Source organism: Pseudonocardia tropica (assembly GCF_040105315.1).
In the GTDB taxonomy this organism is placed as follows: domain Bacteria; phylum Actinomycetota; class Actinomycetes; order Mycobacteriales; family Pseudonocardiaceae; genus Pseudonocardia; species Pseudonocardia alni.
This window is the reverse complement of record NZ_JBEDNP010000021.1, coordinates 1-22856: the sequence shown is the minus strand read 5'-3', so window position 1 is coordinate 22856 and position 22856 is coordinate 1. Positions and strand designations below refer to the sequence as shown.

Annotated in this window: 20 protein-coding genes and 1 pseudogene; 11 read left to right on the top strand and 10 right to left on the bottom strand. The window is 73.4% G+C overall.

All coding sequences use genetic code 11. The annotated features are described in order from the left end of the window. Positions 1 to 19 precede the first annotated feature (19 nt). Positions 20 to 994, bottom strand: coding sequence for an aldo/keto reductase (locus WHI96_RS24435; protein WP_345643741.1), 975 nt, complete (start codon positions 992 to 994; stop codon positions 20 to 22). Between the two features lie 86 nt (positions 995 to 1080). Between WHI96_RS24435 and WHI96_RS24430 the strand changes: the two genes are divergently transcribed. The 3 genes from WHI96_RS24430 to WHI96_RS24420 all read left to right on the top strand — a co-directional run bounded on the left by WHI96_RS24430 (position 1081) and on the right by WHI96_RS24420 (position 4744). Beyond that, a complete protein-coding gene (locus WHI96_RS24430) occupies positions 1081 to 1647 on the top strand; it encodes a Chromate resistance protein ChrB (protein ID WP_345643738.1) in 567 nt (188 codons plus the stop codon). A 15-nt stretch (positions 1648 to 1662) separates the two neighbouring features. Next, positions 1663 to 4191 carry a cation-translocating P-type ATPase gene (locus WHI96_RS24425; RefSeq protein ID WP_345643735.1) on the top strand — a complete coding sequence of 843 codons (2529 nt, stop codon included), beginning with the start codon at positions 1663 to 1665 and terminating at the stop codon, positions 4189 to 4191. 88 nt (positions 4192 to 4279) lie between these two features. Next, positions 4280 to 4744, top strand: coding sequence for an acyl-CoA thioesterase (locus WHI96_RS24420; RefSeq protein ID WP_425571573.1), 465 nt, complete (start codon positions 4280 to 4282; stop codon positions 4742 to 4744). 61 nt (positions 4745 to 4805) lie between these two features. Here WHI96_RS24420 and WHI96_RS24415 read toward each other — a convergent pair whose 3' ends face one another. The 6 genes from WHI96_RS24415 to WHI96_RS24390 all read right to left on the bottom strand — a co-directional run bounded on the left by WHI96_RS24415 (position 4806) and on the right by WHI96_RS24390 (position 11135). Then, on the bottom strand, positions 4806 to 5201 hold the full coding sequence (locus WHI96_RS24415; RefSeq protein WP_345643732.1) for a hypothetical protein: 396 nt from the start codon (positions 5199 to 5201) through the stop codon (positions 4806 to 4808). A 326-nt stretch (positions 5202 to 5527) separates the two neighbouring features. Next, positions 5528 to 5875 (bottom strand): hypothetical protein, encoded by a 348-nt coding sequence (locus WHI96_RS24410; RefSeq protein ID WP_208822832.1) that lies wholly within the window; start codon positions 5873 to 5875, stop codon positions 5528 to 5530. A gap of 224 nt (positions 5876 to 6099) precedes the next feature. Continuing rightward, positions 6100 to 7047: a manganese catalase family protein gene (locus WHI96_RS24405; RefSeq protein WP_345643726.1), complete on the bottom strand. Its 948-nt coding sequence runs from the start codon at positions 7045 to 7047 to the stop codon at positions 6100 to 6102. Positions 7048 to 7827: 780 nt separating this feature from the next. Next, positions 7828 to 8835 (bottom strand): extracellular catalytic domain type 1 short-chain-length polyhydroxyalkanoate depolymerase, encoded by a 1008-nt coding sequence (locus tag WHI96_RS24400; RefSeq protein ID WP_345643723.1) that lies wholly within the window; start codon positions 8833 to 8835, stop codon positions 7828 to 7830. Between the two features lie 87 nt (positions 8836 to 8922). After that, the gene (locus WHI96_RS24395) at positions 8923 to 9834 is read right to left on the bottom strand and encodes a patatin-like phospholipase family protein (RefSeq protein ID WP_345643719.1); all 912 of its coding nucleotides are present in this window, start codon (positions 9832 to 9834) and stop codon (positions 8923 to 8925) included. Positions 9835 to 10394: 560 nt separating this feature from the next. Next, positions 10395 to 11135, bottom strand: a complete 741-nt coding sequence (locus tag WHI96_RS24390; RefSeq protein WP_345643713.1) for an alpha/beta fold hydrolase — start codon at positions 11133 to 11135, stop codon at positions 10395 to 10397. Between WHI96_RS24390 and WHI96_RS27950 the strand changes: the two genes are divergently transcribed. After that, positions 11130 to 11579 carry a winged helix-turn-helix transcriptional regulator gene (locus WHI96_RS27950; protein WP_425571572.1) on the top strand — a complete coding sequence of 150 codons (450 nt, stop codon included), beginning with the start codon at positions 11130 to 11132 and terminating at the stop codon, positions 11577 to 11579. The genes WHI96_RS24390 and WHI96_RS27950 overlap by 6 nt on opposite strands. Before the next feature lie 108 nt (positions 11580 to 11687). On the opposite strand, the gene WHI96_RS24380 is transcribed toward WHI96_RS27950, so the two are convergent. Continuing rightward, on the bottom strand, positions 11688 to 13097 hold the full coding sequence (locus WHI96_RS24380) for a DUF2252 domain-containing protein (RefSeq protein WP_345643708.1): 1410 nt from the start codon (positions 13095 to 13097) through the stop codon (positions 11688 to 11690). Next, positions 13094 to 15040, bottom strand: a complete 1947-nt coding sequence (locus WHI96_RS24375) for a S9 family peptidase (RefSeq protein WP_345643705.1) — start codon at positions 15038 to 15040, stop codon at positions 13094 to 13096. Before WHI96_RS24375 ends, WHI96_RS24380 begins: the two co-directional genes overlap by 4 nt. Positions 15041 to 15288: 248 nt before the next feature. Here WHI96_RS24375 and WHI96_RS27945 point away from each other — a divergent pair. Further along, positions 15289 to 15840: pseudogene (locus WHI96_RS27945) on the top strand (ATP-binding protein); the annotation flags it as partial. Positions 15841 to 15897: 57 nt separating this feature from the next. Here WHI96_RS27945 and WHI96_RS24370 read toward each other — a convergent pair. After that, the gene (locus WHI96_RS24370; protein ID WP_349302449.1) at positions 15898 to 16644 is read right to left on the bottom strand and encodes a hypothetical protein; all 747 of its coding nucleotides are present in this window, start codon (positions 16642 to 16644) and stop codon (positions 15898 to 15900) included. A gap of 217 nt (positions 16645 to 16861) precedes the next feature. On the opposite strand from WHI96_RS24370, the gene WHI96_RS24365 reads away from it, so the two are divergent. The 6 genes from WHI96_RS24365 (at position 16862) to WHI96_RS24340 (ending at position 22213) form a co-directional block, all read left to right on the top strand. Next, positions 16862 to 18106, top strand: a complete 1245-nt coding sequence (locus WHI96_RS24365; RefSeq protein WP_345643699.1) for a helix-turn-helix transcriptional regulator — start codon at positions 16862 to 16864, stop codon at positions 18104 to 18106. A 435-nt stretch (positions 18107 to 18541) separates the two neighbouring features. Continuing rightward, a complete protein-coding gene (locus tag WHI96_RS24360) occupies positions 18542 to 18916 on the top strand; it encodes a nuclear transport factor 2 family protein (RefSeq protein WP_345643697.1) in 375 nt (124 codons plus the stop codon). Between the two features lie 68 nt (positions 18917 to 18984). Then, complete coding sequence (locus tag WHI96_RS24355) at positions 18985 to 20043, top strand: LLM class flavin-dependent oxidoreductase (RefSeq protein WP_345643694.1); 1059 nt, start codon at positions 18985 to 18987, stop codon at positions 20041 to 20043. Then, complete coding sequence (locus WHI96_RS24350) at positions 20040 to 20639, top strand: NAD(P)H-dependent oxidoreductase (protein ID WP_345643690.1); 600 nt, start codon at positions 20040 to 20042, stop codon at positions 20637 to 20639. Before WHI96_RS24355 ends, WHI96_RS24350 begins: the two co-directional genes overlap by 4 nt. Beyond that, positions 20639 to 20782 carry a hypothetical protein gene (locus WHI96_RS24345; RefSeq protein WP_345643687.1) on the top strand — a complete coding sequence of 48 codons (144 nt, stop codon included), beginning with the start codon at positions 20639 to 20641 and terminating at the stop codon, positions 20780 to 20782. Before WHI96_RS24350 ends, WHI96_RS24345 begins: the two co-directional genes overlap by 1 nt. A gap of 582 nt (positions 20783 to 21364) precedes the next feature. After that, on the top strand, positions 21365 to 22213 hold the full coding sequence (locus WHI96_RS24340) for a hypothetical protein (protein WP_349302448.1): 849 nt from the start codon (positions 21365 to 21367) through the stop codon (positions 22211 to 22213). Positions 22214 to 22856: the final 643 nt, after the last annotated feature.

Genomic DNA, 22856 nt, shown 5'->3' with positions numbered 1-22856 from the left:
TCCGCCGGGAAACGCGGGGTCAGCTCCAGGGACGCGCGGAGCGGGTGGCCCAGTACCGCTCGGCCGGTTCGGCCAGCGCGGTGAGCTCCTCGGCCGCATCCGCGGGCAGCGTGAGCTCCGCGCCCGCGAGGTTCGACGCGAGCTGGTCGGTCCCGACCGGGCCGAGCAGCACCCGCCACGCCCACGGGTTCGCCAGCGCCGCGGCGACGGCGATCCGGTCCAGCCCGATCCCGGTCCGCGCGGCCAGCGCCGCGGCCGCGCGGGCGCCCCCGGTGCCGTCCTCACCGCCCGGGGCGAGCCTGCCGTTCGCGAAGACCTCCTTCACGATCACCCGGGCCCCGGCGTCGGCGGCCTCGGCCAGCGCCGGGCCCACCGAGGGCTCGAGCGGGTTCCAGGTGCTCTGGAACGAGGTGAACAGGGGCTCGCCGTCCACCCGGACGTCCAGCGCCCGGCGCACCGCGTCGGCCTGGGCGGGGCCGGAGGTGGAGATGCCGACCCGGATCCCCCGGTCGCGCAGGTGGGCCATCGCGCGGTGGACGCGCCCGTCGTCGAGGACGCCGGTGTCGAGCGTCGCGGAGTGCACGTGGTAGGTCCCGAGGTGGTCGCCGAGCAGCTCGTGGCTCAGCGCGTACTGCTCGGTGAAGGCGTCGAGCGAGTGGTCCTTGACCTCGTGGGTGCCGGCGTCGGTCCGCCACCCGCCCACGTAGCGGTAGCCCCACTTCGACCCGATCTCGACGGGATCCCCGCCGCCGGTCGCGCCGGGCCGGTCGGCGAGCCAGCCGGCGAGGAACTCCTCGGCGCGGCCGTAGGAGCGGGCGACGTCGAGGTAGCGGACGCCCGCGGCGTACGCGGCGTCGAGCAGGGCACGGGAGCGGTCGCGCAGGGTGGCGACGTCGCGGTCGTCGCCGAGCTCGTCGGCGCGGCCGGAGGTGATGTAGGCGGGGCGGGCGATGGCGGCCAGGCCGAGGCCGAGGCGGTGGGCGGGGGCGGGCATGGCCCCAGCCTGCCGCACCCGACGCCGGGGCCGCACCCGACGAAACACCTGTTGCACGCCGGTGCCTGCCGGTACCGTGCCCGGGCATGACCGACGCGCCGTCCGGTGGCTGGGTCCTGCTGCTCGCGCAGCTGCCCGCCGCACCCTCGAGCCCCCGGGTCACGCTGTGGCGCCGGGCCCGCGCCGCGGGCGCGGTCGGCCTGCAGAACGGCGCCTGGGTGCTGCCCGCGACCGACGAGCACCGCACGTTCCTGGAGGGGCTCGCGACCTCCGTCCGCGAGTCCGGCGGCACCGCGTTCGCGCTCGACGTCGCCGCCGGCGGCAGCGACGACGGCATCGTCGCCCGGATCCGCGCCGAGCGCGGCAAGGAGTTCGCCGAGTTCGCCGAGCGCGGCGACGCGCTGCTGGCGGAGCTGGAGAAGGAGTCCGCCCGTGACAACTACTCCTTCGCCGAGCTGGAGGAGAACGAGCAGGACCTGGAGCGACTCACCCGCTGGCTGGCCACGATCTCGGCCCGGGACTTCTTCCCCGACGAGCGCGGCAAGGACGCCGAGACCCTGCTCGACCGCTGCCGGCGCGCGCTCGACGCCTTCACCGCCGCCGTCTACCGCGCCGAGGGCGTGGCCCCCGACCTGCCACCGCGTACGGACTGAGCCCGTGGGCAGCCCGTGAGCAGCGGGGCGCACGCCGCGACCGGCGCGGCCGTGGTCGACGACCTCGGTACGGACGCGCTGCGGGGCCTCACCGGCGCCGAGGCCGCGGCGCGGCGCGGGCGGCACGGCCCCAACCGGTGGGTCGTCCCGCGCCGGGTCACGTTCCTGCGGGTGCTGGCCGACGAGGTCACCGAGCCGATGATGCTGCTGCTCGCGGCGATCGCGGTGCTCTACGGCGTCTGGGGACGGCTCGACGACACCGTCGTCGTCGTCGTGATCATCGCGGCGGTCGTCGGGGTCGAGGTGTTCGCCGAGTTCCGCGCGAAGTCGGTCATCGCCTCGCTCGGCGAGCTCACCGCCCCGACGACGCCGGTGGTGCGCGACGGGAGCACCGTCTCGGTCGGGGTCGACGACGTCGTGCCCGGCGACCTCGTGCCGCTGGCCGCGGGCTCGCGGGTGCCCGCCGACCTGCGCCTGGTCGAGACCTGGGGGCTGCGCGTCGACGAGTCGACCCTCACCGGGGAACCCGTCGCCGCCCCCAAGGACGCCGCCCGGGTGCTGTCCGGCGACACGGCGCTGGCCGAGCGGGCGAACCTGGTGTTCGCCGGGACGACGGTCGTCGCCGGGCGGGCCCGCGGCGTCGTCGTCGCGACGGGGACGGCCACCGAGCTGGGCACGCTGACCGGGCTCGTCGTCGCCGCGCGGCCGCCCCGGACCGCGCTCCAGCAGGCCATGCGCGAGCTCGCCGGCAGCCTCGCGACACTGGCGATCGCGTTCAGCGTGCTCGTCCCGCTGGTCGGGGTGCTGACCGGGCGCCCGTGGCGGGAGATGGTGCTGACCGGGCTCACCCTGGCCTTCGCGACGGTCCCGGAGGAGCTGCCGATCATCGTCAGCCTGGTGCTCGGGCTCGGCGCGCACCGGCTGTCGCGGCGGCGCGGGCTGGTCCGGCGACTGCACGCGGCGGAGGCCCTCGGACTGGTGACGGTGCTCGCCACCGACAAGACCGGCACGCTCACCCGCAACCGGATGGCCGTCGCGCGGGTCGAACCGGCCCCGGGCGTCGACGACGACACCCTGCTCGGCCTCGGCGCGGCCTGCACCGAGACCGCCCCCGAGCCCGACGGCGGCTGGTCCGGTGACCCGACCGACGTCGCGTTCCTGGTCGCGGCCCGCGACCGGGGCCTGCCGACTCCCGTCGAGCCGGTCGCCCGGTTCCCGTTCGACCCCGGCCGGGAGACGATGACGGTCGTCCTGCCCGCCGGCGCGTCCGGCACCGCCACCGTGGTGACCACCGGCTCGCCGGAGTCGGTGCTGGCCCGCTGCGCGGCGCCGTCGCCGGAGACCGCGGGCCGGGTCGCCGCGCTCGCCGCCCGCGGCCTGCGGGTGATCGCCGTGGCGAGCAGGCCGGCGTCGCAGGTCCCGGCGAGGGTCGGCGACGCCGAGCGCGACCTCGTCCTCGCCGGGCTCGTGGCGCTGTCCGACCCGCCGCGCCCGGGCGCCGCCGAGGCCGTCGCCGCCGCGCGGCGGGCCGGGGTGCGGGTGGTGATGGTGACCGGCGACCACCCCGCCTGCGCCCGCGCCGTCGCCGCGGAGGTCGGGATCGACCCCGACCCGGTGCTGACCGGCCGCGACCTCGACGGTCTCGACGACGCGACGCTGGCCGCCGCCGTCGCGTCGACGCCGGTGTTCGCCCGGGTCACGCCCGCGCACAAGCTGCGCCTGGTCACCGCGCTGCAGGCCGGTGGGGAGGTGGTGGCGGTGACCGGGGACGGCGTGAACGACGCCCCCGCTCTGGCCCGGGCCGACGTCGGCGTGGCCATGGGCTCGTCGGGCACCGACGTGGCGCGCGAGGCGGCCGGGCTGGTCCTGGCCGACGACGACGTCTCCACCCTCACCCGGGCCCTGCACGAGGGCCGCACGCTGCACGGGAACCTGCGCAAGGGCGTCGCCTACTACCTGGCCTGCAAGGCCGGGCTGGTCGCGACCGTCGCCGCCGGGGTGCTCACCGGGATGGCCGTGCCGTTCACCCCGATCCAGATCGTGGTGCTGGAGATGTTCATGGACATCGCGGGGAGCGCGACCTTCGCCGCGGAACCCGCCGAGCGCGACGCCATGACCCGCCCGCCGCGCGAGCCGGGCGCACGCTTCCTGGACCGGGCCCTGCTCGGCGACCTCGCCGCGGGGGCGGCGGCGCTGTTCGTCGCCGTCGGCGGGCTGTACCTGGTGACCGCCTCGCAGACGGTCGCGTTCGTGGGCTGGCTGTCCGGGCACCTGGCGCTGGCCTGGGTGATGCGCACCGAGCGGACGCCGGTGCTGCGGGCGGGGCTGTTCGCGAACCGGTTCCTGCCGTGGTGGACGGTGGTGACCGCCGTGGCGGTGTGGGCGGTCACGACGGTGCCGGTGCTGCGGGAGACGCTGCGGCTCACCCCGCTGACCGGTCCGCAGTGGACGGCGGCGGTGCTGGTGCCGGTGGCCGCGGTCGCGGTGCTGGAGCTGCGCAAGGCCGGGCGACGGCGGGCCGCCACGGGGCGCCCGGCGGGGTGATCTGTGCTAGACCACCGGTCGTGAACGGATCGGTCCTGTCCCGCCCGGCCCCCGAGCCGCCCCGCACCGTCGTCGTCCTGGCGGCGGCGTGACCGCGCCCGGCGGCCTGCCCCGCCACCAGCTCACGATGACCGTGCTGATGACGCCGGACATGGCGAACTTCTCCGGCAACGTCCACGGCGGTGCGATCCTGAAGCTGCTGGACCAGGTCGCGTTCACCTGTGCGAGCCGCTGGGCCGAGACCTACGTCGTGACGCTCTCGGTGGACCGGGTCCGGTTCCGCGAACCGATCTACATCGGCGAGCTCGTGACGTTCCAGGCGTCGGTGAACGACACCGGGCGCAGCTCGATGGAGATCGGCATCCGGGTCACCACGGAGAACATCACCGAGCGGACCCAGCGGCACGCCAACAGCTGCTACTTCACGATGGTCGCGATGGACGAGCACCGGCGGCCGGTCCCGGTCCCGGAGCTGGTCCCCTCGACCGACACCGAGCGCCGTCGGCGGGACGAGGCGCGCCGGCGTCGCGAGGCGCGCCGGGCCGGCGGCTGACCCCGGACACGACGGTGCCCCGGGACCGCACGGTCCCGGGGCACGTCGAGCTACGGGGAGGTCAGTCGACCGAGTCGCCCGCGCCGGAGGTCTGGCCGCAGGTGTCGGACTGGTCGGTGGTCGAGTCGCCGGAGACCGCCTTGGCCTCGCCACCCAGGCCGAGGGCGCCGGTGAGGCCGCTCAGCAGGTTCGCGTCCTCGACCGGGGCCTGCACGCCCAGCACGTTGACCGGGATGTTGTTGTTGCAGACCTGGATCGGCACGTTGACGTTGTTGCCGTTCAGGCCACCCGCGAGCAGGCCCTTGGCGTCCTTGTCGATGTGGCCCGACTCGTGCGTGCCGTGGTGCTTGCCGTCCTTGGCGGAGTCGCCCGCGTAGTCGCCGGCGAAGGCCAGCGGGGAGACGGCGAGCAGGGACGCGGCGGACGCCGCGACGATGATTCCGGCCTTCTTCAGCACAGTTCTTCTCCTGATGAGGTCTCAGGGCCGTGGTGAAGGCCCCGTTCCATGACGGCACGCTGACAAAAGGGGGAGCCCGTGCCGACTGGCTGCGAATCTAGCTGCGCGGGAGAGCCCGAACAATTCTTCTACCACCATCGGGTGGCCGAATTACTTTCCGTTCGGATACTCCCACGATCGGGTCGAACGCGATCGGGGCGAACCGCCCGGAGCAGCGTAGGAACCGGCGACGACGAGCACGGCGGGTGGTCAGGCGGCCGTGCCCCGGACACGGACGTGCCCCGGGACCGCGAGGGTCCCGGGGCACGTCAGCGACGAGGAGTCGGTCAGTTGACCGAGTCGCCCGCGCCGGCCTCCTGGCCGCAGGTGTCGGACTGGTCGGTGGTGGAGTCGCCCGACACGGCCTTGCCCTTGCCCGCGATGCCGGCGGCACCGGTCAGGCCGTTGCCCGCAGCGGCGTCCTCGACCGGAACCTGGACGCCCAGGACGTTGACCGGCACGTTGTTGTTGCACGCCTGGACCGGGACCTGGGCGTTGTTGCCGTTGGCGCCCGCGACGAGGCCCTTGGCGTCCTTGTCGATGACGCTGTCCGAGCCGGCGAACGCCAGCGGCGACAGGCCGATCAGGGCGACGGCGGACACGGCGGCGACGAAACCGGCCTTCTTCTTCTGCACAGTCTTCTCCTGGTGAGTCACGGATCCATTCGGATCCGGGCACGTGCCGGCCCGACGACAAAGGGGGGAGCCCGAACCGGCTGAGCAGAACCGTAATGGCGGGAAAGGCTGCCCATCAAGCTCACAACACCATCGTGGGGAACAATCACCGAGCGTCAGATATTCACACGATATGGTTTCGTCGCCGAGTCGGCGGTTCTGCACGACGACGGGGCGGACGCGTGTCAGCCGACGCGGCCCCACTCACCTGTGGGCTCGTCGGCCTCCATCTCGGCGACGGCCTGGACCATCGCGAGCAGCTCGGGGTCGAGGCCCGGGCCGAACTCCTCAGGGCGCTCGACGGCGATGTCCATCGGCACGCCCTCCGGAGCCTGCGCGGTCGACAGCGTCGTCCCGTCGTTCGACGGCGACGCCCCGCGGTAGAGCTTCCCGGCCTCGGAGAGCTGGTCGAGGCTGAACGTGTACTGCTTGCTCTGCAGGCCCTGGTCCAGCAGGGCCGCGACCTCGGGGAACTTCTCGGCGTTCGTCCTCGGGATCGGCAGCAGCGAGTTCCACTTCACCCCGAGCGCCTCGAGCGCCGCGGCGTAGGCGTTCTCGTGGGCCTGGTCGCGCACGATCAGGTAGGCGATCGTCGAGCGCGCCGTCCTGTTCGCCGTCATCTCGTAGAGCCGGCACTTCTGCAGCCGGCCGGTCGACTCCAGCATGAGGTTGTAGAGCAGGTTGAGCGGCAGGTTCCCGCTGTCGTAGACGTACTTGCCCGTCCAGGCGTCGCCCTTGGCGTCGACCGGCAGCGCGCCCTGGGCCCCCACCAGGTAGTGGTGGATGTTGCCCTCGGACAGCGCCATGCTCAGCGGGGTGGCTCCGCCCGCGCCGGGCGTGTCCATGTCGTCGGTCGCGCTGCCCTGGTAGCGGGGCGAGCCGTCGGTGAGCCGGGCGATCGTGGTGGCGATCAGCTCGACGTGCCCGATCTCCTCGGTGCCGATGCCGTAGAGCAGGTCACGGAAGGGTTTCCCGTCGGGACCGCGGAAGTTGAAGCTCTGGAACAGGTACTGCATCATCGTGCGCATCTCGCCGAACTGACCGCCCAGCCCCTCCTGCAGCGCATTCGCCGCGGCGGGGTCGGGCTCGTCGGGGACGATCTCGTTCATCAGTCGCTGCACGTGCAGGAACACGGGTGACACCTCGTCGGACCGTGGAGGGCGACCCCCGTCGGGAGCCGTGGACACGGCCTTCGGTGTTGAAGCCGCCGGACCCCGGCCTACCCGGGCACGGCGGGTCCACACCCTCCGCGTGCGCCCCGGGCGCTCGGGACGTCCACGGCCCACCCGGGTGCCGCTGTGCGGCGGGGCCCGTCGGTAGCGCGTCACCCCGTGCCGTCGTCGCCGCGCGCCGGACCGGGCCGCGGCCGCGCCAGGTAGCCGGAGAGGGCGGGGGGTCCGGGGGGCGACATCCCGGGGCCGGGCCCCGGCGAGGTGAGCTGGTAGCGCAGGGCGCCCCCGCGGTACCGCTCCGGGACGACGAACCCGCCGGGGTCGCCTCGTCCATCGCCGGGCCCGGGCCGACCGTGCGGTCCCGCAGACCCGTCGCGTGGGACCGGCGCTCGAACGCGGCGGCGTCGGCGCCCCGCCGAACGGCCGGCCCGTGTCGGCGTCGCGCCCGAGACGCCCGACGGCGACCGCGCGGGTCGGCGATGACGACCTCCTCCACCGCGAGCGCGATCGTCCCCACCCGGGTCGGTCCCGCCGCAGGGAGGGGCCGGTCATCCGGTCGCGTCCTCCCGGTCCGTCGCGGGATGGCTCTCCGCGGCGGAGCCCACCTCGCCGAGGGAGGACCGGAACAGGGTGCGCAGCGGCGCGATGACGTCGGCGGCCGCACCCCGGGCTCGATGGGGTAGAAGCGGTACCGGCCGGAACGGCGCTCGGTGATCATCCCGCGACGCGCGCCGGCGGGCGTCAGCCCATCGGCCTCGCCGACGCGAACTCCCACACGAGCGCCGACAGGTCGGGCCCGGCCCGGTCGGCGAACAGGCCGTCGGAGCGGGGCCCGGACCAGGCGTGCCCCATGCCCTCGACCAGGTGGTGGTCGACGTCCGCGCGGCCGGGGGCGCGGTGGACCGTGCGGGTCCACGGGTAGCCGTCGGGCGGCTCGACGCGGGTGACGACACCGGGTGCGGTGTCGGCGTCGGGCCGCCCGGTGGCGACGAGCGCACCGAGCACCAGCCACTGCCGCACCAGACGGTCGGCCATGAACGGGCGGACGACCTCGTCCCGGTCGCCCTGCACGACCAGCAGCGGGACCTGCCGGGCGCGCGGGCCCATCTCGGCCTGCGCGAGACGGGCCGTGTCGACCGGCGTCACGGTCGGGTCCTCCTCGAACCGGTGGAACCGGTACTCCCCACCCGCGACCGAGGTCACGGTCGCGACCAGGTCGGGGTAGGTGACCCCGAGGATCACCGCCGAGCCCGCACCGGAGGACGCCCCGGCGACGTGCACCCGGGCCGGGTCCGCCCCGTAGACCTCGACGACCTGCCGGATCGCGCCCGCCAGCAGCTCGGGCTCACCCCGACCCCGCTGCTGGTGCTCCGGTGACAACGAGTTCCAGCACATCATCGCGTTGCGCAGGATCGACTGGGTCGGGTAGACGACGAGGAAGCCCTCCCGGTCGGCGAGGTCGTCGAAACCGGTCATGGCCCGCATCGAGTTCAGCCCGGACCCGGTCATGCCGCAGCCGTGCACGGCGACGACGACCGGCATCGCCCGGTCCGCACGCCACGAGGGCGGCAGGTGGACCTCGTAGTCGAGCCGGCCCTGCGAGCCGGTGTAGCTGCCGTGCCGGTCCTGGCCGCCCGCCGGTTCCCGCGCCTCGGTGGTCGCGGCGGGGACCAGGAGGGCGAGCAGCGCCAGCGCGGTCATCCCCGCGAGCAGGGCCGCGGCACGGCGGGTGGGTCGACGGTCGCGCATTCCGGCCTCAGCTCCTCGTTCCCGGTGGACGAGGACAGTGCAACCCATGCCGTCGCGGCCGGGTCAACCCACGTCGGCGCCGTCGGCTCAGATCGGCTGCGCTCTCCCCACGGCGCGGTCCAGGGTCGCGGTGAACGCCGCGTAGCCGATCTCGGTGGCGGTCCGCACCTTCACGGGGTCGATCGTCAGCGGACCGACCCCCGCGTCGGCCTCGGGACCGACGGTCAGCAGGTGGGCGTGCCGTCGGTGCGGGTGGTCGGTCTGTTCGAGGACGGCCCGGACCGGACCCAGCCCGCTCTCGCTCTGTGCGATGTCGCCGAGCCCCGGGACCAGGCGGTTCAGTCCCCGCGCCCAGAGCGGGGAGCGCGGGTCGGCCGGGATGCGGCGCAGCTCCGGGACCGAGAGGTTGATCAGCGCCAGTACGTGCGTGCTGCCGTCCCGCAGTGCCCGGAGCAGCGGCAGCGGCTCGGACACGGCCCCGTCGATCCAGGAGCGGTCGTGCAGCCGCACCGGCCCGCCCGCGAGCAACGGGATCGACGACGTCGCGCGCATGGCGAGCTTCCAGTCGGAGATCGTGCGCGGCTCGAGGACGTGACCGCTCAGGTCGTCCACGGCCGTCGCGACCACGTTCAACGCGACGGTCGAGTCACGGATCCGGTCCCACGGCATGGGTTTCGAGTCCACCAGGATCCGGTCCACCAGGTGGTCCAGCGACACCATCGACCCGCGGCCGCAGAGCCGTCGCGGATCGATGAAGTCCCGGCAGGCCATGTCCTCGAAGAAGATGCGTGCCGCGTTCTCGCCACCCGCGTGGATCAGTGCGATGCCGATGTAGGCACCCGCCGAGCTGCCGTAGACGACGTCGAACCCGCCGGCCAGCCCCGCGTCGTCGATCGCGTGGGCCATCCCGCCCGCGTAGGCCCCGCGCATACCGCCGCTCGCGATGACCAGTGCGATCCGGTGGCCGTCGTCGCGGCGACCGGTGTCACGGCGACGCACCAGCGCCCGCAGGACCTCGCCGTCCTCGGGCAGCTGCTGAGAGGTACGGATGCCGTTCCCCCTTCGGTGACGTCCTACGACGATCGCCGTGGCCGAGGTGCCCGGCCGCCGTCCGGTGCAGGATGCCCCACGGCGCCGGGCGGACACGGTGCACGTCGGAGATCACGCCGGGTCGGCCCGCCGTCCGGCCGGATCGGCCGAGCAGGCCGGGACCGTCGACGTTCCCGCGACGGTCACCGCATGGCGCCCGCGCGGTGGGGTGGCCGACGTCCGGTGAGCCGGCGGGCCCTCACCAGGACGTCGAGCTGGCCGGGGTTGTACAGCTCGCCGACGGCCCCCTGGATGTCCCGCCGTCCCGGTCCGGCTACCGGAGCGCGGTCGAGGCCGTGCTGTTCGGCCTGTACTCGCAGGACAACCGGCCGGCGATCGTCCAGGGCCTGACCGAGCTCACGGCGGGCCGGGGGGACGTCCTGCTGGCGATCCGCGACCAGGCCCCCGAACTGCAGAGCGACGGCAGCTACGTGATCGCCCACGACCGGGAGCTCTCCGACGAGCACGGGTCACGTGCGCCGCAGAATCGCCACGAGCTCGTCCGGTCGGTCGAGGGGCACGATGTGTCCACAGTCGTCGAGGAGGTGTCCGTCGAGGATGTCGGCGACCCCGCGCAGCTGGTTCTCCAGCGCCCGGCCGACCGGCGCGGCTCCGACCGCGGTCGTGGGCACCGTCAACCGGGCACCGGCCACCGCCGTGGAGATCTGGCGTCCGCTCTCGGGCAGCGCCCGGTAGAAGGCGAACGCACAGCGGAGCGCGTCCGGGCACGCGAACGTCTCGGCCATCGCGGACCGCAGCTCCGGACGGATTCCGCGCCCGCGGGTGCCCTGATCGAGGAACCAACCGGCGTACGCCGCCTCGTTCCCGTGCAGCACCCTCTCCGCGAGGCCCGGAACCTGGTGGAAGCCGAACCACCACGGGGGCCCGCCCTCGAAGAACCCGTCGGCGCCGGGGAGCGTCCCCAGAGTCGACTCGACCAGTACGAGCCGCGCCAGGAGGTCAGGACGACGCATGCCGAGCAGGAACGCGGCGGGGACACCGGCGTCGATCGCCACCACCACCGCCGGCGCGGCCCCGAGGGACACGATCAGTTCCTCCAGATCCCCGGACAGCGTCCCTGCATCGAGCCCCTCGGCCGTGCGGGTACTCGCTCCGAACCCGCGCAGGTCCGGCACGACGACACGGTGGTCCTCCCTCAGCGCGTCGCGGACGTCGGACCACACCAGACCGGTGTGCGGGAAGCCGTGCACGAGCTCGACCGGCTCGGCACGAAGTGGACCTCGATGGTGGTCGGATCGCTGGCCGACGGCGGAGAGCTGCGATTCACCGAGCTGCGACGACGGGCGCCGGGGATCTCGCAGAAGATGCTGTCCACGACGCTGCAGAACCTGGTGCTCGACGGCCTGGTCGCCCGCCGCGTCGAGGACACCGTCCCGCCGCACGTGCACTACCGACTCACCGAGCTCGGGACCTCCCTCGAGGTCCCGCTCTCCGCGCTGCGGGAATGGGCCCAGCAGAACATGGGCCGCATCGACGACCATCGCACACGGACCGAGGCGGACCGGGCGGCCCGACAGGTACGGACCAGCCTCGGAAGGCGTGCCACGATCGGGTCCCCGAGTCGGCCGGAAGGCCCGGAACGGGTCCCCGACGTGGAGCCGCCTTCGGGAGTCGAACCCCGGACCCGGGCCTGACGGGAGACCGTCCGTGGAGCCGTCGCAGGTCGGTCGCCTCGGTGCGGTTCGGACGCTCGCACGAGAACACGGCAGGCATCGCCTTCCTGGCGCCGATCGTCGGTGGCCCTACCATCCACGATCCGCCGCCTCGACGACGCCGGCCTCGATCGCGTCGCGCAGATCGGCGTGGTCGGTCCGGTTCTGGGCCGCGTAAGCGCGGGCGTAACCGAGGATGCCCTCGGCGAAGGCCGGTCCCTTCCCCATGTAGCCGACGACGGCCTCCGGATCGCCGCTGCGGGCGTGGGACTTCGCCAACGCATGGCCGCACGCCGCGCCGAACTGCGGCAGGAACCCGGCGATCTGCGCCCCGGTGGGGATGATCTTCATGTCGCGGAACTGGCGGACGTAGTAGTCGTGGTCGTCCACGCGCATGTGGCCGAGGAAGATGTCGCTGGCCGACTGCATCAGACGTTGGCCCACGACCACGCGTTCACCGTGGTTCGGGAACCCGCTGGGTCCCAGGAACTCCTCGTAGACCGACGCGGTCGCCTGCTTCGCCTGGGAGAACACGGGCTGGCGGCCGCTGTCGCCCTCCAGCAGGTGCAGCCAGACCCGCATGCCGACGCTGCCCACCCCCACGATCTGCCGGACGGAGTCGACGCGGCGGAACCGGGCGACGAGCCGGTGCAGGTGCGGCGGGATCGAGGCCAGGTAGGTGTCGTAGACCTGCTCGTAGGCCCGCATCCGCTCCCCGTGGCTGAGCCCGTCGTCGATGCGCTTCATCGGGTCCAGGACGATGTGGCGCCGGCCGTGGTCGTCGGCGACGAGCTGCCGCGCCGTCCCGTGGTGGGTACGCCTCCTGGACCGCTTCTCGATGGCCCGCAGGGTCGCTTCGGCGAACTCCGAGGCGAGGCCACGCAACGGCACGTCGGACGGGATCCGGTCGTACCAGACGTCCAGCTCACCCATCCGGGAGTACCGGCGCATGGCTGTCCGGTAGCCCTCGACCGCCGCGGCCGCGCCGTCCTCCCCGCACCCGGTCGTGAGCCCTTCCGCATCCGCGAGCACGTGGATGCTGGTCGCGAGACGCTTCAGGTCCCACTCGAAGGGCCCCGGCAGGGTCTCGTCGAAGTCACGGGCGTCGAAGAGCAGCTGGCGTTCGGGAGAGGCCCACAGCCCGAAGTTGAGCACGTGGGCGTCGCCGCACATCTGCACCATCAGGCCCGAGTGCGGCGCGGCGGCGAGGTCGGCGGCCATGACGGCGGCGGCACCGCGCAGGTAGGTCCACGACGAGTGAGCCATCCGGGCGTACCGCAGTGGCAGCAGCTCGGGATCCCGCACGGCCTCCTGGGCCCGCAGCCGGTCGAGGGCGCTCCGCTCACGGACGCTCGGGTCCCACGCCGCGGCCGACCGCCGCGGCGCACGGCGGCGGGCGCGGCGCCCCTCGGCGGCGTCCGCGGCGACGGTCTGCGAGGAGCGGGTCCGCGGGGCGACGTCGACCCCGATCGTCGCAGGAGCACCGGTCCTGTCGGTCACGGGTCGATCACCTCGTGCAGGCTCGTGACCGGCACGTCCTGCAGGCCGTCCGACGTCCGTCCGCCGAGGTGCGCGGCGAGATGCCGCTCGACGGCGCGGTAGAGCCGGAGCCGGTTGGCCTCGTTCTCGAAGCCGTGGCCCTCGTCCTCGGCGAGCAGGTACTCCACAGGGATCCCGCGCCCACGCAGCGAGGCCACGATCCGGTCGGACTGTGCCCGGGGCACGCGGACGTCGTTGGCACCCTGTGCGACCAGCAGCGGGGTGGTGATCCGGTCGGCCATGGTGATCGGCGACCGGGCGGTGAGCTCGGCGGCCTGCGCGGGATCGTCCGGGTCGCCGGCGTAGCGGTACCAGCTGTTGGCGTTGTACCGGCGGGTGAACGGCGGCAGCGCGCGCAGGGCGGCGACGAGGTCCGAGACCCCCACGTAGTCGACGGCGGCGGCGAACAGGTCGGGGGTGGCGGTGATCCCGACCAGTGCTGCGTACCCGCCGAAGGACACGCCGAAGATCCCGACCCGGGCAGGGTCGGCGTAGCCCTGGGCGACCGCCCAGCCGATGCCGTCGACGAGGTCCGTCTGCATCGCCCGGCCGAACTCGCCGACGGCCGCGACGAGGTGTCGACGCCCGTACCCGACCGAACCACGGTAGTTGACCTGCAGGACCGCGTAGCCCCGGTTGGCCAGCAGCTGCACCTCCGGGTTGTAGCCCCAGTAGTCCTGCGACCAGGGGCCACCGTGCACCAGCAGCACCATCGGCAGGTTCCGCGGCGGGATCCCGACGGGCAGGGTGAGATAGGCGGGAAGCTCCAGACCATCGCGGGCGGGGAACCGCACCGCCCTCATCGGGGCCAGCTCGGCGGGGTCGAGGTCCGGGTACGACTGGAACAGCCTGCGCTTCTCACCGGTGGCGTGGTCGTAGAACCAGGCCACACCCGGTTCGCGGTCGTGGAGGAACGTGGCGACCCAGCGCCTGCCGGTGACGTCGGACGACAGGGTGCCGAGCACACCGTCCGACAGCGTCGCTAGCTCCGCGTACACCGGAGCGAACTCGGGGTCGAGGACCTCGATGTGGGTGCGGTCGTCGACGAAGCGGACGGCGAGGGGCCGACCGGTGCCACGGTGGGTGTACACCGTGGGCGGCAGCACCCCGGGTAGCAGCACACCCATGGTGTCCAGGCTGTGCCCGGGCACGTCGGCGACGACGGTCTCCGCCCCGGTCTCCCGGTCGATCCGGACGAGCCGCAGGTCGTCCCCGCCGGAGAAGGAGCCGACGAGCAGCCCGCCGCCGTCCGGCGTGACCAGCTGGGGCTGCACGGTGAGCGGGTACTCCGGCCCGCCCATGCGCCGCAACGGACGAGCGGCGCCCGTGGCGTGGTCGACGCCGGAGACGAGGACCGTCCCGTCATCCTCGGTCAGCACCTGGAACGCGGGCTCACCCCGGCGGTCGAGCAGCGTGGTGGTGAGCGGGTCGAGTTCCTCGTGGTGCAGGACGGACTCGCCGGAGGCGACGTCGATGCGATGGACGTCGATGCTCGCGACCCGCGGGTTCATCCAGACCAGCACGGTCCCGCTCCGCGTGGGCAGCGGCTCGACGAGGAACACGCGCGAGCCCGGCCCCATCGGGGTCAGGTCCCGCGGCGGCGCGGCCGGGTCGTCGAGGTCGACGCGGAACAGGTGCCAGTCCTCGTTCCCGTCGGTGTCCTGCTGGTAGAGCAGCCACCGCGGGTCGTCGGTCCAGTGGTAGGTGATGATCCCGCGGCGGGTGTCGTGGGTGACGGGGACGGCGTCGGCGTGGGTCTGGTCGACCCCGCGGACCCAGATGTTGCGCCGCCCGCCGTGAGGGGCGAGGTAGGCGATCCGGGTGCCGTCCGGGGAGATCGTCGGGACGATGAACGCGGGCTCGGCGAACAGCTCCTCGACCCCGATGAGCCTCGGCGGGGTCATCCCTGGCCGCCGGGGGGCAGGGCGGCGTGCGGGGCGGAGGCGGCCGGGTCGGACAGAGCGCGAACGTCGCCGACCTGCTGGTTCCCGGCGGGGTCGGCCCGGGTCTCGTCGGCGCCCGCGGTACACGCCGTCAGGGGGCACGACCGTCTCGCGCTGGGGCCTGGCATGGCTCTCCAAGGTGCTCGTGTCGCCTGCGCCCGTCTGCAGGGCGGGACACCGCGACGCTAGGGGACAGCGGGTCGGCGCGAATGGGGCACTTGATCGGTCACCCGGGTACGAGGTCGTCGGCGACATCGGTCGCTGTATCGGTCAAGCCCGCGGCGATCTACCATCGGTTCGTGGAGTTGGTCGGGCGGCGGAGCGAGGTCGCGGCCGTGGCCCGGCTGCGGGAGCGGGCGGCGCACGGCAACGGATCCGGGCTCGTGATCTGGGGCGAACCGGGTATCGGCAAGACCGCGCTGCTCGACCATGCGGCCGAGACCGCGGGTGGGGCGACCGTGCTTCGCTGCGCGGGTACCCGGATGGAGGCGGGGCTCGCGTTCGCCGCGCTGCACGAGCTGCTCTGGCCGGTGCGGGATCGCATGGGATCGCTGCCCGAGGTGCAGGCCTCCGCCCTGTCCGGGGTGCTGGGGACGTCCGGGGACGCGGCAGGCCGCTTCCTGATCGGCGCGGCCGTGCTGTCCCTCCTCTCCGCACTGGGCCGGGAGCAGCCGGTACTCGTCGTGGTGGACGACGCCCAGTGGGTCGACGAGGCGACGGCTCACTGCCTGTCCTTCGTGGCCCGGCGCCTGCGGGGGGAGCCGATCCTCCTGCTGGTGGCGGTCCACGAGGACCCGGGCCGGGGGCCCTGGGAGGGTCTACCGACGATGGAGCTCACGGGCCTGGCCGACGACGACGCCCGACGGCTCGTGTCCCTCGTCGTGCCGGGCATCGAGAAGGGCCGGCTCGGCCGTACGGTCCGCGCGGCGGGCGGCAATCCGCTGGCCCTGCACGAACTGCCCGCCCTCCGGCCCGGGATCGGCGACGAGCTGCCGTTCGTCTCCGAGGTACCGGTCGGCCCACGGCTTCGCCGGGCGTTCTGCGCCCGGGCCGAGGCGCTCAAGCCCTCGACCCGGACGCTGCTCCTGCTGACCGCCGCCGAGGATCGCGGCGACCGCGATCTGGTCGAGCAGGTCGGCGCCGGCTTCGGCGTGGACCGCTCCGCGTGGGAGGAGGCTCGGCACTCCGGATTCCTCGCGACCGCGGGGACCCGGCTCGAGTTCCGACATCCCCTGCTCCGTGCAGCCGTCTACGACGGAGCCCCACACGCGGACCGTCAGGCGGTGCACCGGGCGCTCGCCCGGGGGCTGCCCGACGACGCGGTCGAGGAACGGGCCTGGCATCTGGCGGCCGCCGCGGACGCGGTCGACGAGCACGTCGCGGCGTTGCTGGAACGGACCGCGCAGCGGTACCTGCTGCGCAGCGCCGGTCCGACCGCGGTGCGGGCCATGCGGCGGGCGGCCGAGCTGTCGCCGGAGCCGGCGGACGCCGCACGACGCCTCGCCGCCGCCGCCCGCGCCGCCTGGGACGCCGGCGACGCGGCCGCGGCGCGACGGCTGCTCCACGACGCCGAGCACCTGATGGGGACCGACTACGTCGTCCGGCTCAGCGGAGGACTGCGGGGTATCCTGGAGTTCACCACCGGCATGGCCGACCGGGCGCACCACTACCTGGCCTGCGACATGACGACTGTCACGAGCAACCGCACGGCGGTCGAGCTGGGCGCGGTCGCGGTGCGGGCGGCCTGGTCAGCGGGGGGGGGTCGAACTCGGGCAGGCGGCGTTGGGGCGGCTGCTCGCGCTGCGCGCCGACGACGACCCGGAGCTGGCCCCGGTCATGCCGGCGCTGCGCGCCTGGTGGGCCCGCTACGACGAGTCCGGCGAGGTCGCCCCGCCGGCCCCGCCGGGCGACAGCGGGACCGTCGGTCTGCTCGCCACCGTCCCCTGGGAGCTGCTGCCGCCGACGGTGCTGCTCTGGACCTGGGGAGCCGAGGGCCCACTCCGCGACATGCTCAGCGTCCGGATCCCCGAGCTGCGCCGGCGGCAGGAGCTCCCCGCACTGGCCATGCTCCTGTCGCAGACCGCGGTCCTCGACCTGTTCGGAGGACGGTGGCGATCGTGCGAGGACGCCGCGACCGAGGCGGTGCGGCTGGCCGAGGAGGTCGGCGCGGAGCACCTGATCACGCAAGGCCGGCTGTGCCTGGCGAACCTGGCCGCGGCCCGCGGTGACACGTCCGTCGTCGAGGACCACGCGGTGAGCACGCTGCGGGTGTCCGCCGCGCACGGTGTCCGCGCGCTGGCCGCGTCCGCGTTCTGGGTCCGTGGTCGTGCGGCACTGCTCGGTGGGCGACCACAGGAGGCACTGCGTCACCTCCTCCCGCTCACCGAGCCGGGACACGAGGCCGCTCACCGTACGACCGCGCTGCTCGCCGCGCTCGACACCGCGGAGGCGGCCGCTCAGACGGTACGAGCCGACGTCGTCCGATCCCGGGTGGCGATGATGGAGGCGTGGGTCGACCGGACGGGGGCGGTCTGGGCCCGCGCGGCCCTCCACCGGCTCCGCGCCCTCGGTGACGGGGAACCGACCGGCACCGAGACCTCCTACCGGGCGGCGCTGGAGACCGGCGCGGGCGGCGACCCCTTCGAGCACGCCCGCACGCTGCTGCTGTACGGGGAGTGGCTGCGGCGGACCCGTCGCCGGGCCGCCGCCCGCGAACAGCTCACCGGCGCGGCCGAGGTGTTCCAGCGGCTCGGCGCGGCGCCGCTGTGGACGCGGGCGCTGCGCGAGCTCGACCTGGCCGAGGGAGCGGGCACCGGCCTGCAGCCGGCGGGACTGACCGCCCAGGAACTGCGGGTCGCCCGGCTGGCCGCCGCAGGCCTGACCAATCGGCAGATCGCGGCCCAGCTGCTGATCAGCCACCGCACCGTGGGGCATCACTTGGCCAGCGTCTATCCCAAGCTGGGCGTCACCTCGCGCACCGAGCTCGCCCAGATCGACATGTCGGGCGACCTGCGCCTGCGCGGATGACCGATCGCGTGACCGATCCGCCCGGGCACGACTCGCCCTAACGTCGGCGCCACCCAACCCCGAGAGGATCCCCCGTGCAGTACGGCGCCTCCGTCGTCGGTACGTACGCCGACACACCGTTCGACCCGCGGCCCCCCGCCCGGACCGACAGCCGGGCATGACCCCGCCGAGGCACATCGCGGGCGTCGCCACATCTGAAGCCGGAGGATCGGCCAGACCCGCGACGACACTCGCCCCCGAGACCCACGACACCTGCCGGGAACCCGGCGCCGCTACCGCTACCAGGCCGAGCCGTGGTCCGAGCGGTGCGACCCACGCGACGGCGACGAACCCGTCCTGTTCGGCGTCTTCGCGCCCGGCCGACCGTCGCCGATTCCGGCTCCCCCCACTGCCCATGACCGGACTCCGTCCACGTCAACGAAGGGAACCGGCACAGTGACCGACGAACGGGCCTTCGCCCTGGACCGCTACATCGCCGCGACGGACCGGGCGATCGCCGACGGCGCCGCGTTGGAGGAGTTGCTTGCGGTGTTCGCACCGGACGCCGTCGTGCGGATCGGCCCGGCACCCGTGCGGGGCAGCGCGGCGCTCCGTGAGATGTACGGCCGGTTGGTCGCCTCCCACGCCGAGTCCCGGCACTTCTGCACGACGACGATGCTGCCGGACGGCCGTGAACGCACGGAGTGGGTGTGTGCGGCCCGCATGGCCGACGGCTCGTTGGTCACCATGGCCGGCGTCGAGCACGCGATCGTGGATGCGGACGGCCGGATCGTGGACCTGCACAACGAGTTCTCGCGGCCCCCCGGATGAGCGGGGCCCGGTCGCCCCGAGCCGCGCGACCGGCTCCCGCTGCACAGTCGACCACACAGGAGAGTGAGATGTCCTTCGAGATCGGTGTCATGACCTTCGCAGAGGTCACTGCGGACCTCTCGACCGGCCGACTGCCGGCCCCGCAGCAGCGTGTCCGCGAGACCGTCGAGTTGGCGCAGCTCGCGGACCAGGTCGGTCTCGACGTGTTCGGGATCGGCGAACACCACCGGTCGGACTTCGTCGCCTCCGCGCCGCCGGTGCTGCTCGCCGCAGCCGCCGAGCGGACCGAGCGCATCAGGCTCACCAGCGCGGTGACCGTCCTGAGCTCGGACGACCCGGTCAGGGTGTGGGAGCAGTTCGCCACGCTGGACCTCCTGTCCGGCGGGCGTGCGGAGATCATCGCCGGCCGAGGCTCGTACAGCGAGACCTTCGCTCTGTTCGGCAACGACATCCGGGACTACAACGCGCTGTTCCGGGAGAAGCTCGACCTGCTCCTGCGGATCCGCGACGGGAACCCCCTGAGCTGGGAGGGTCGATTCCGCGCACCGCTGGTCGACGCCGACATCGCACCCCGGGCCGCAGGTGCCACCCTCCCGATCTGGGTGGGCGTCGGCGGGTCGGCTGCGTCCGCGATCAGCACGGGGCGCCTGGGGCTGCCGATGGCACTGGCGCTGCTGCTCGGTCCGATGAACGGACAGCACGAGGCGGTCTCCCTGTACCGGGAGTCCGCGGCGGAAGCCGGGCACGCTGCGACGACCGCGGTCAGCATCAACGCGCACGGACACGTCGCAGGCACCAGCCAGGACGCACGGGAGGAGATGTACCCCTACTTCGCGAAAGGGATGATGGACAACAACCATCAGCGGGGGCGGGGATTCCCCATCTCGCGGTCGACGTTCCAGGCGCAGGCCTCCGCGGCCGGAGGACTGATCGTCGGCAGCCCGCAGGAGGTCGTCGACAAGATGCTGCGCTACCACGAGTTGTACGGCCTGAACAGGATCGTGGTCCACACCGGGTTCGGCGGCCTGGCGCACTCCGACCACATGCGGGCGGTGGAGCTGCTCGGCACCGAGGTCGCCCCGGTCGTCCGGCGTGAGGTAGCCGCCCGGTCGGCGGTCCCGGCATGACCGGTCCGCAGACGGAGCCGGTCCGGGTGGTCGTCGTCAACGGCAGTCCACGCGAGCAGTCCACGACGATGGGGCTGGTCGATGTCGTCCTCGAGGCACTGGCCGATCGGATGCTGATCGACGTCCATCGGGCCGACGTCTACCGGCTCGGCACCGGCCTCACCGCTGCGTCGGGACGGGACGAGGTGTCTGCCGACGTCGAGAAGGTCCTGCTCGACGTCGAGGGCGCGGACCTCCTGATCGCGGCGACCCCGGTCTTCCGTGGCTCCTACACCGGCATGTTCAAGCACTTCTTCGACCTGGTCGACCAGTACGCCCTCGCCTCCACCCCGGTGCTGCTGGCAGCGACCGGGGGCGGTAGCTACCACGCCCTCGTCCTCGAGCACGCGTTGCGGCCGCTGTTCGGGTTCTTCCAGTCGCTCGTGCTGCCGGTCGCAGTCTTTGCCTCGGCCGCCGACTTCGACGGAACGCTGCTGCTCGCGCCCCGGGTCCGCAGCCGGGCCGAGCTCGCCGCGGCCGAGGCGGCGCGACTGTTGTCGGTCTCGGCGATCGACGAGCCGGTCCGGAGCCCGCTGGACCCGCCGCCGGTCGGCTGATGTCCGGCAACGCCTTCCCCTCCGAACCGAGCGCGATGGCGACCACGGCGGAGCAGACGCCGCAGGACGTCGATCGCACGTCGACCGTGGGTGGCCAGGCGCTGCACGGTGCACCGGCCCTGGTGATTCGTGACGAGTGGTAGAGCCAGCCGTCGGGGGTCTCCATCCCAGACCCGCGCATGAGGAGGTCGCTCACCGGGCTCGGCATGCTCAGCCGGTACCGCCATGCACGTCGGGCCGTTCACGGTGCCCACCGGGTACCGGCCTACGCCGTCGTTTCGTGCCACGACACGTGCCACGAGAAGAGCCCTGTCCGGTTCACCAACCCTGCGTGCACTGGTCCATGACCGTCCGGCGAAGTCGCGGCGTGCCGCGGGCCTCCGGGCGCATCGCCCCGCGGTGGTCGACATGATCCCCGGTTCTGTCACTTCGGGCTGTCAGACTCAGGCGATGGAAGCAGCTCCACCCCACGACCCCGGCCACCCCCCCGATCGATTTCCCGTTCTTCGGGGTCTCCCCGTGGACCGGCCCGACCAGCAGACGCTGATCGACCACCACGGTCTCGGGTGATGAGGTCGGAATCCGCTGCGGGGCGCTCGGCACTCGCGGTCGGCGCTACGCGGGCGGTCGGCGGGTACGCGGTCGTCGTGGACCGCTGCCACCCGTTCGCCTCCACGATCGACATCGACGGTGCGGTCCGCACGACGGCCTCGTGGGCCGGTCTGGTGTCCCCTCCGAACGCGTGGCACCACCCGCGCCGCCGTCTGCTGCACCTCGACGCGACCTCGGTCGCCGTGCACGACGTCGGCACCGCCACGGCCGCGCGCCTGACCGTCGGCCGCGACGGATCGCTCGACGTCGAGCCGGTCGCCCTCGCCGGACTGTCATGGACCACCGAACAGTACGTCCCCCTGTGGCGGACCCGCACGCCCCTGGCGCCGGGGCCCGGCTGGTTGTTGAGCACCGACCTACGGCAGTCCCGGTGGTGCTGGTGGGCGACACACCCCGCCGTGCCCGCCCCGGAGCACGGAGCGGACGGATCGATCGTTGCCTGGGCCGCGCTGTCCGACGACGTCGCCGTGGCCGCGATCCAGCACACCCACAAGCGCCCCTTCGATCTCCGGCCGTCGACCTCGCTGCGCCTGTTCGACGTCCGTCGCCGACCTTCGCTCGTTCTCCCCGTCGTGCCACTGCCTGTGACCGCCCGATGGCGAGCCGACCGGTGCGATACGGAATCGGCCGCGGCGGCGCGAGCCGACGTCTTGTCTTCCGCCCATGCCGCCGCACAGCGTGACGCCCGCCGGCTGGTCGAACGCGGATGCACCGCAGTCCGGGTGACGCTGTCCGACGGACCCGACGGACCCGACGCCCACGATCCCCGCATCCTGCTCGACTTCCGGTCCCCGGTGTATCCCGACCGGCTGTTCCGCCGTGTGGATCATCCATTCGACGAACTGGGCAACCCTGGCGGTGGGCTCCACAGCCTCACCGTGACGCTTGACGAGGACCTCGACTCAGGTCTGCTCGCCGAGATCGCGGGCCGCGATCCCGACGCCGTCGTCTTGTATATATGACCGCCATCGCTCCGATCGGGTACGGCCCGCCCCCAGAAGCATCACCGCTGCCCGTCCCGGCCAGCGTGCAACGCAACCCGCATGGCGCGGCTCACCAGCAGGACGTGGATCGCGCGGTCCGATCCTCTGGCCCACGGGACCGAGATCAGCCCAGACCACTGACTGGAAGGGTCGGTGTTGCTCGCCCCGCCCGACATCGCGGTGTTCCACTGGCCGGGATGGACGGCCCAGTTCGAACCGGCCACGACCCCAAGGGACTCTGCGCCTGAGCTGTTCCTTACCCCGGAAACAGGCCGATCGACATGTTGCGGCCACTCTGTTGATGTCCAGGCAGTTTGGTCAGGCGACTGATCGGCGGTGGGCCGTCGGTCGCGCTGTGGGGCCGGTGGTACTTGGAGAAGTGCAGCCAGCCGGGGAGCGCGTCTCGTCGAGCGGTTTCGCAGGGGAAGCGGGCGTAGGGCCACCCGTCGGCGAGGGTGCACTGCCCCTGAGCACTGTGGGACCAGGCCTGCCGGCGGTTACGTCCGCGGAGGTGGTGTACGGGTTCGTCGCTGGTGAGCGGCGTGGCGTCGTGACGTGAGACGGCCACCGCGTGATCTTTCTCGAGTACCGACCAAGGAACTCCAGGAAGGACCACCACGAT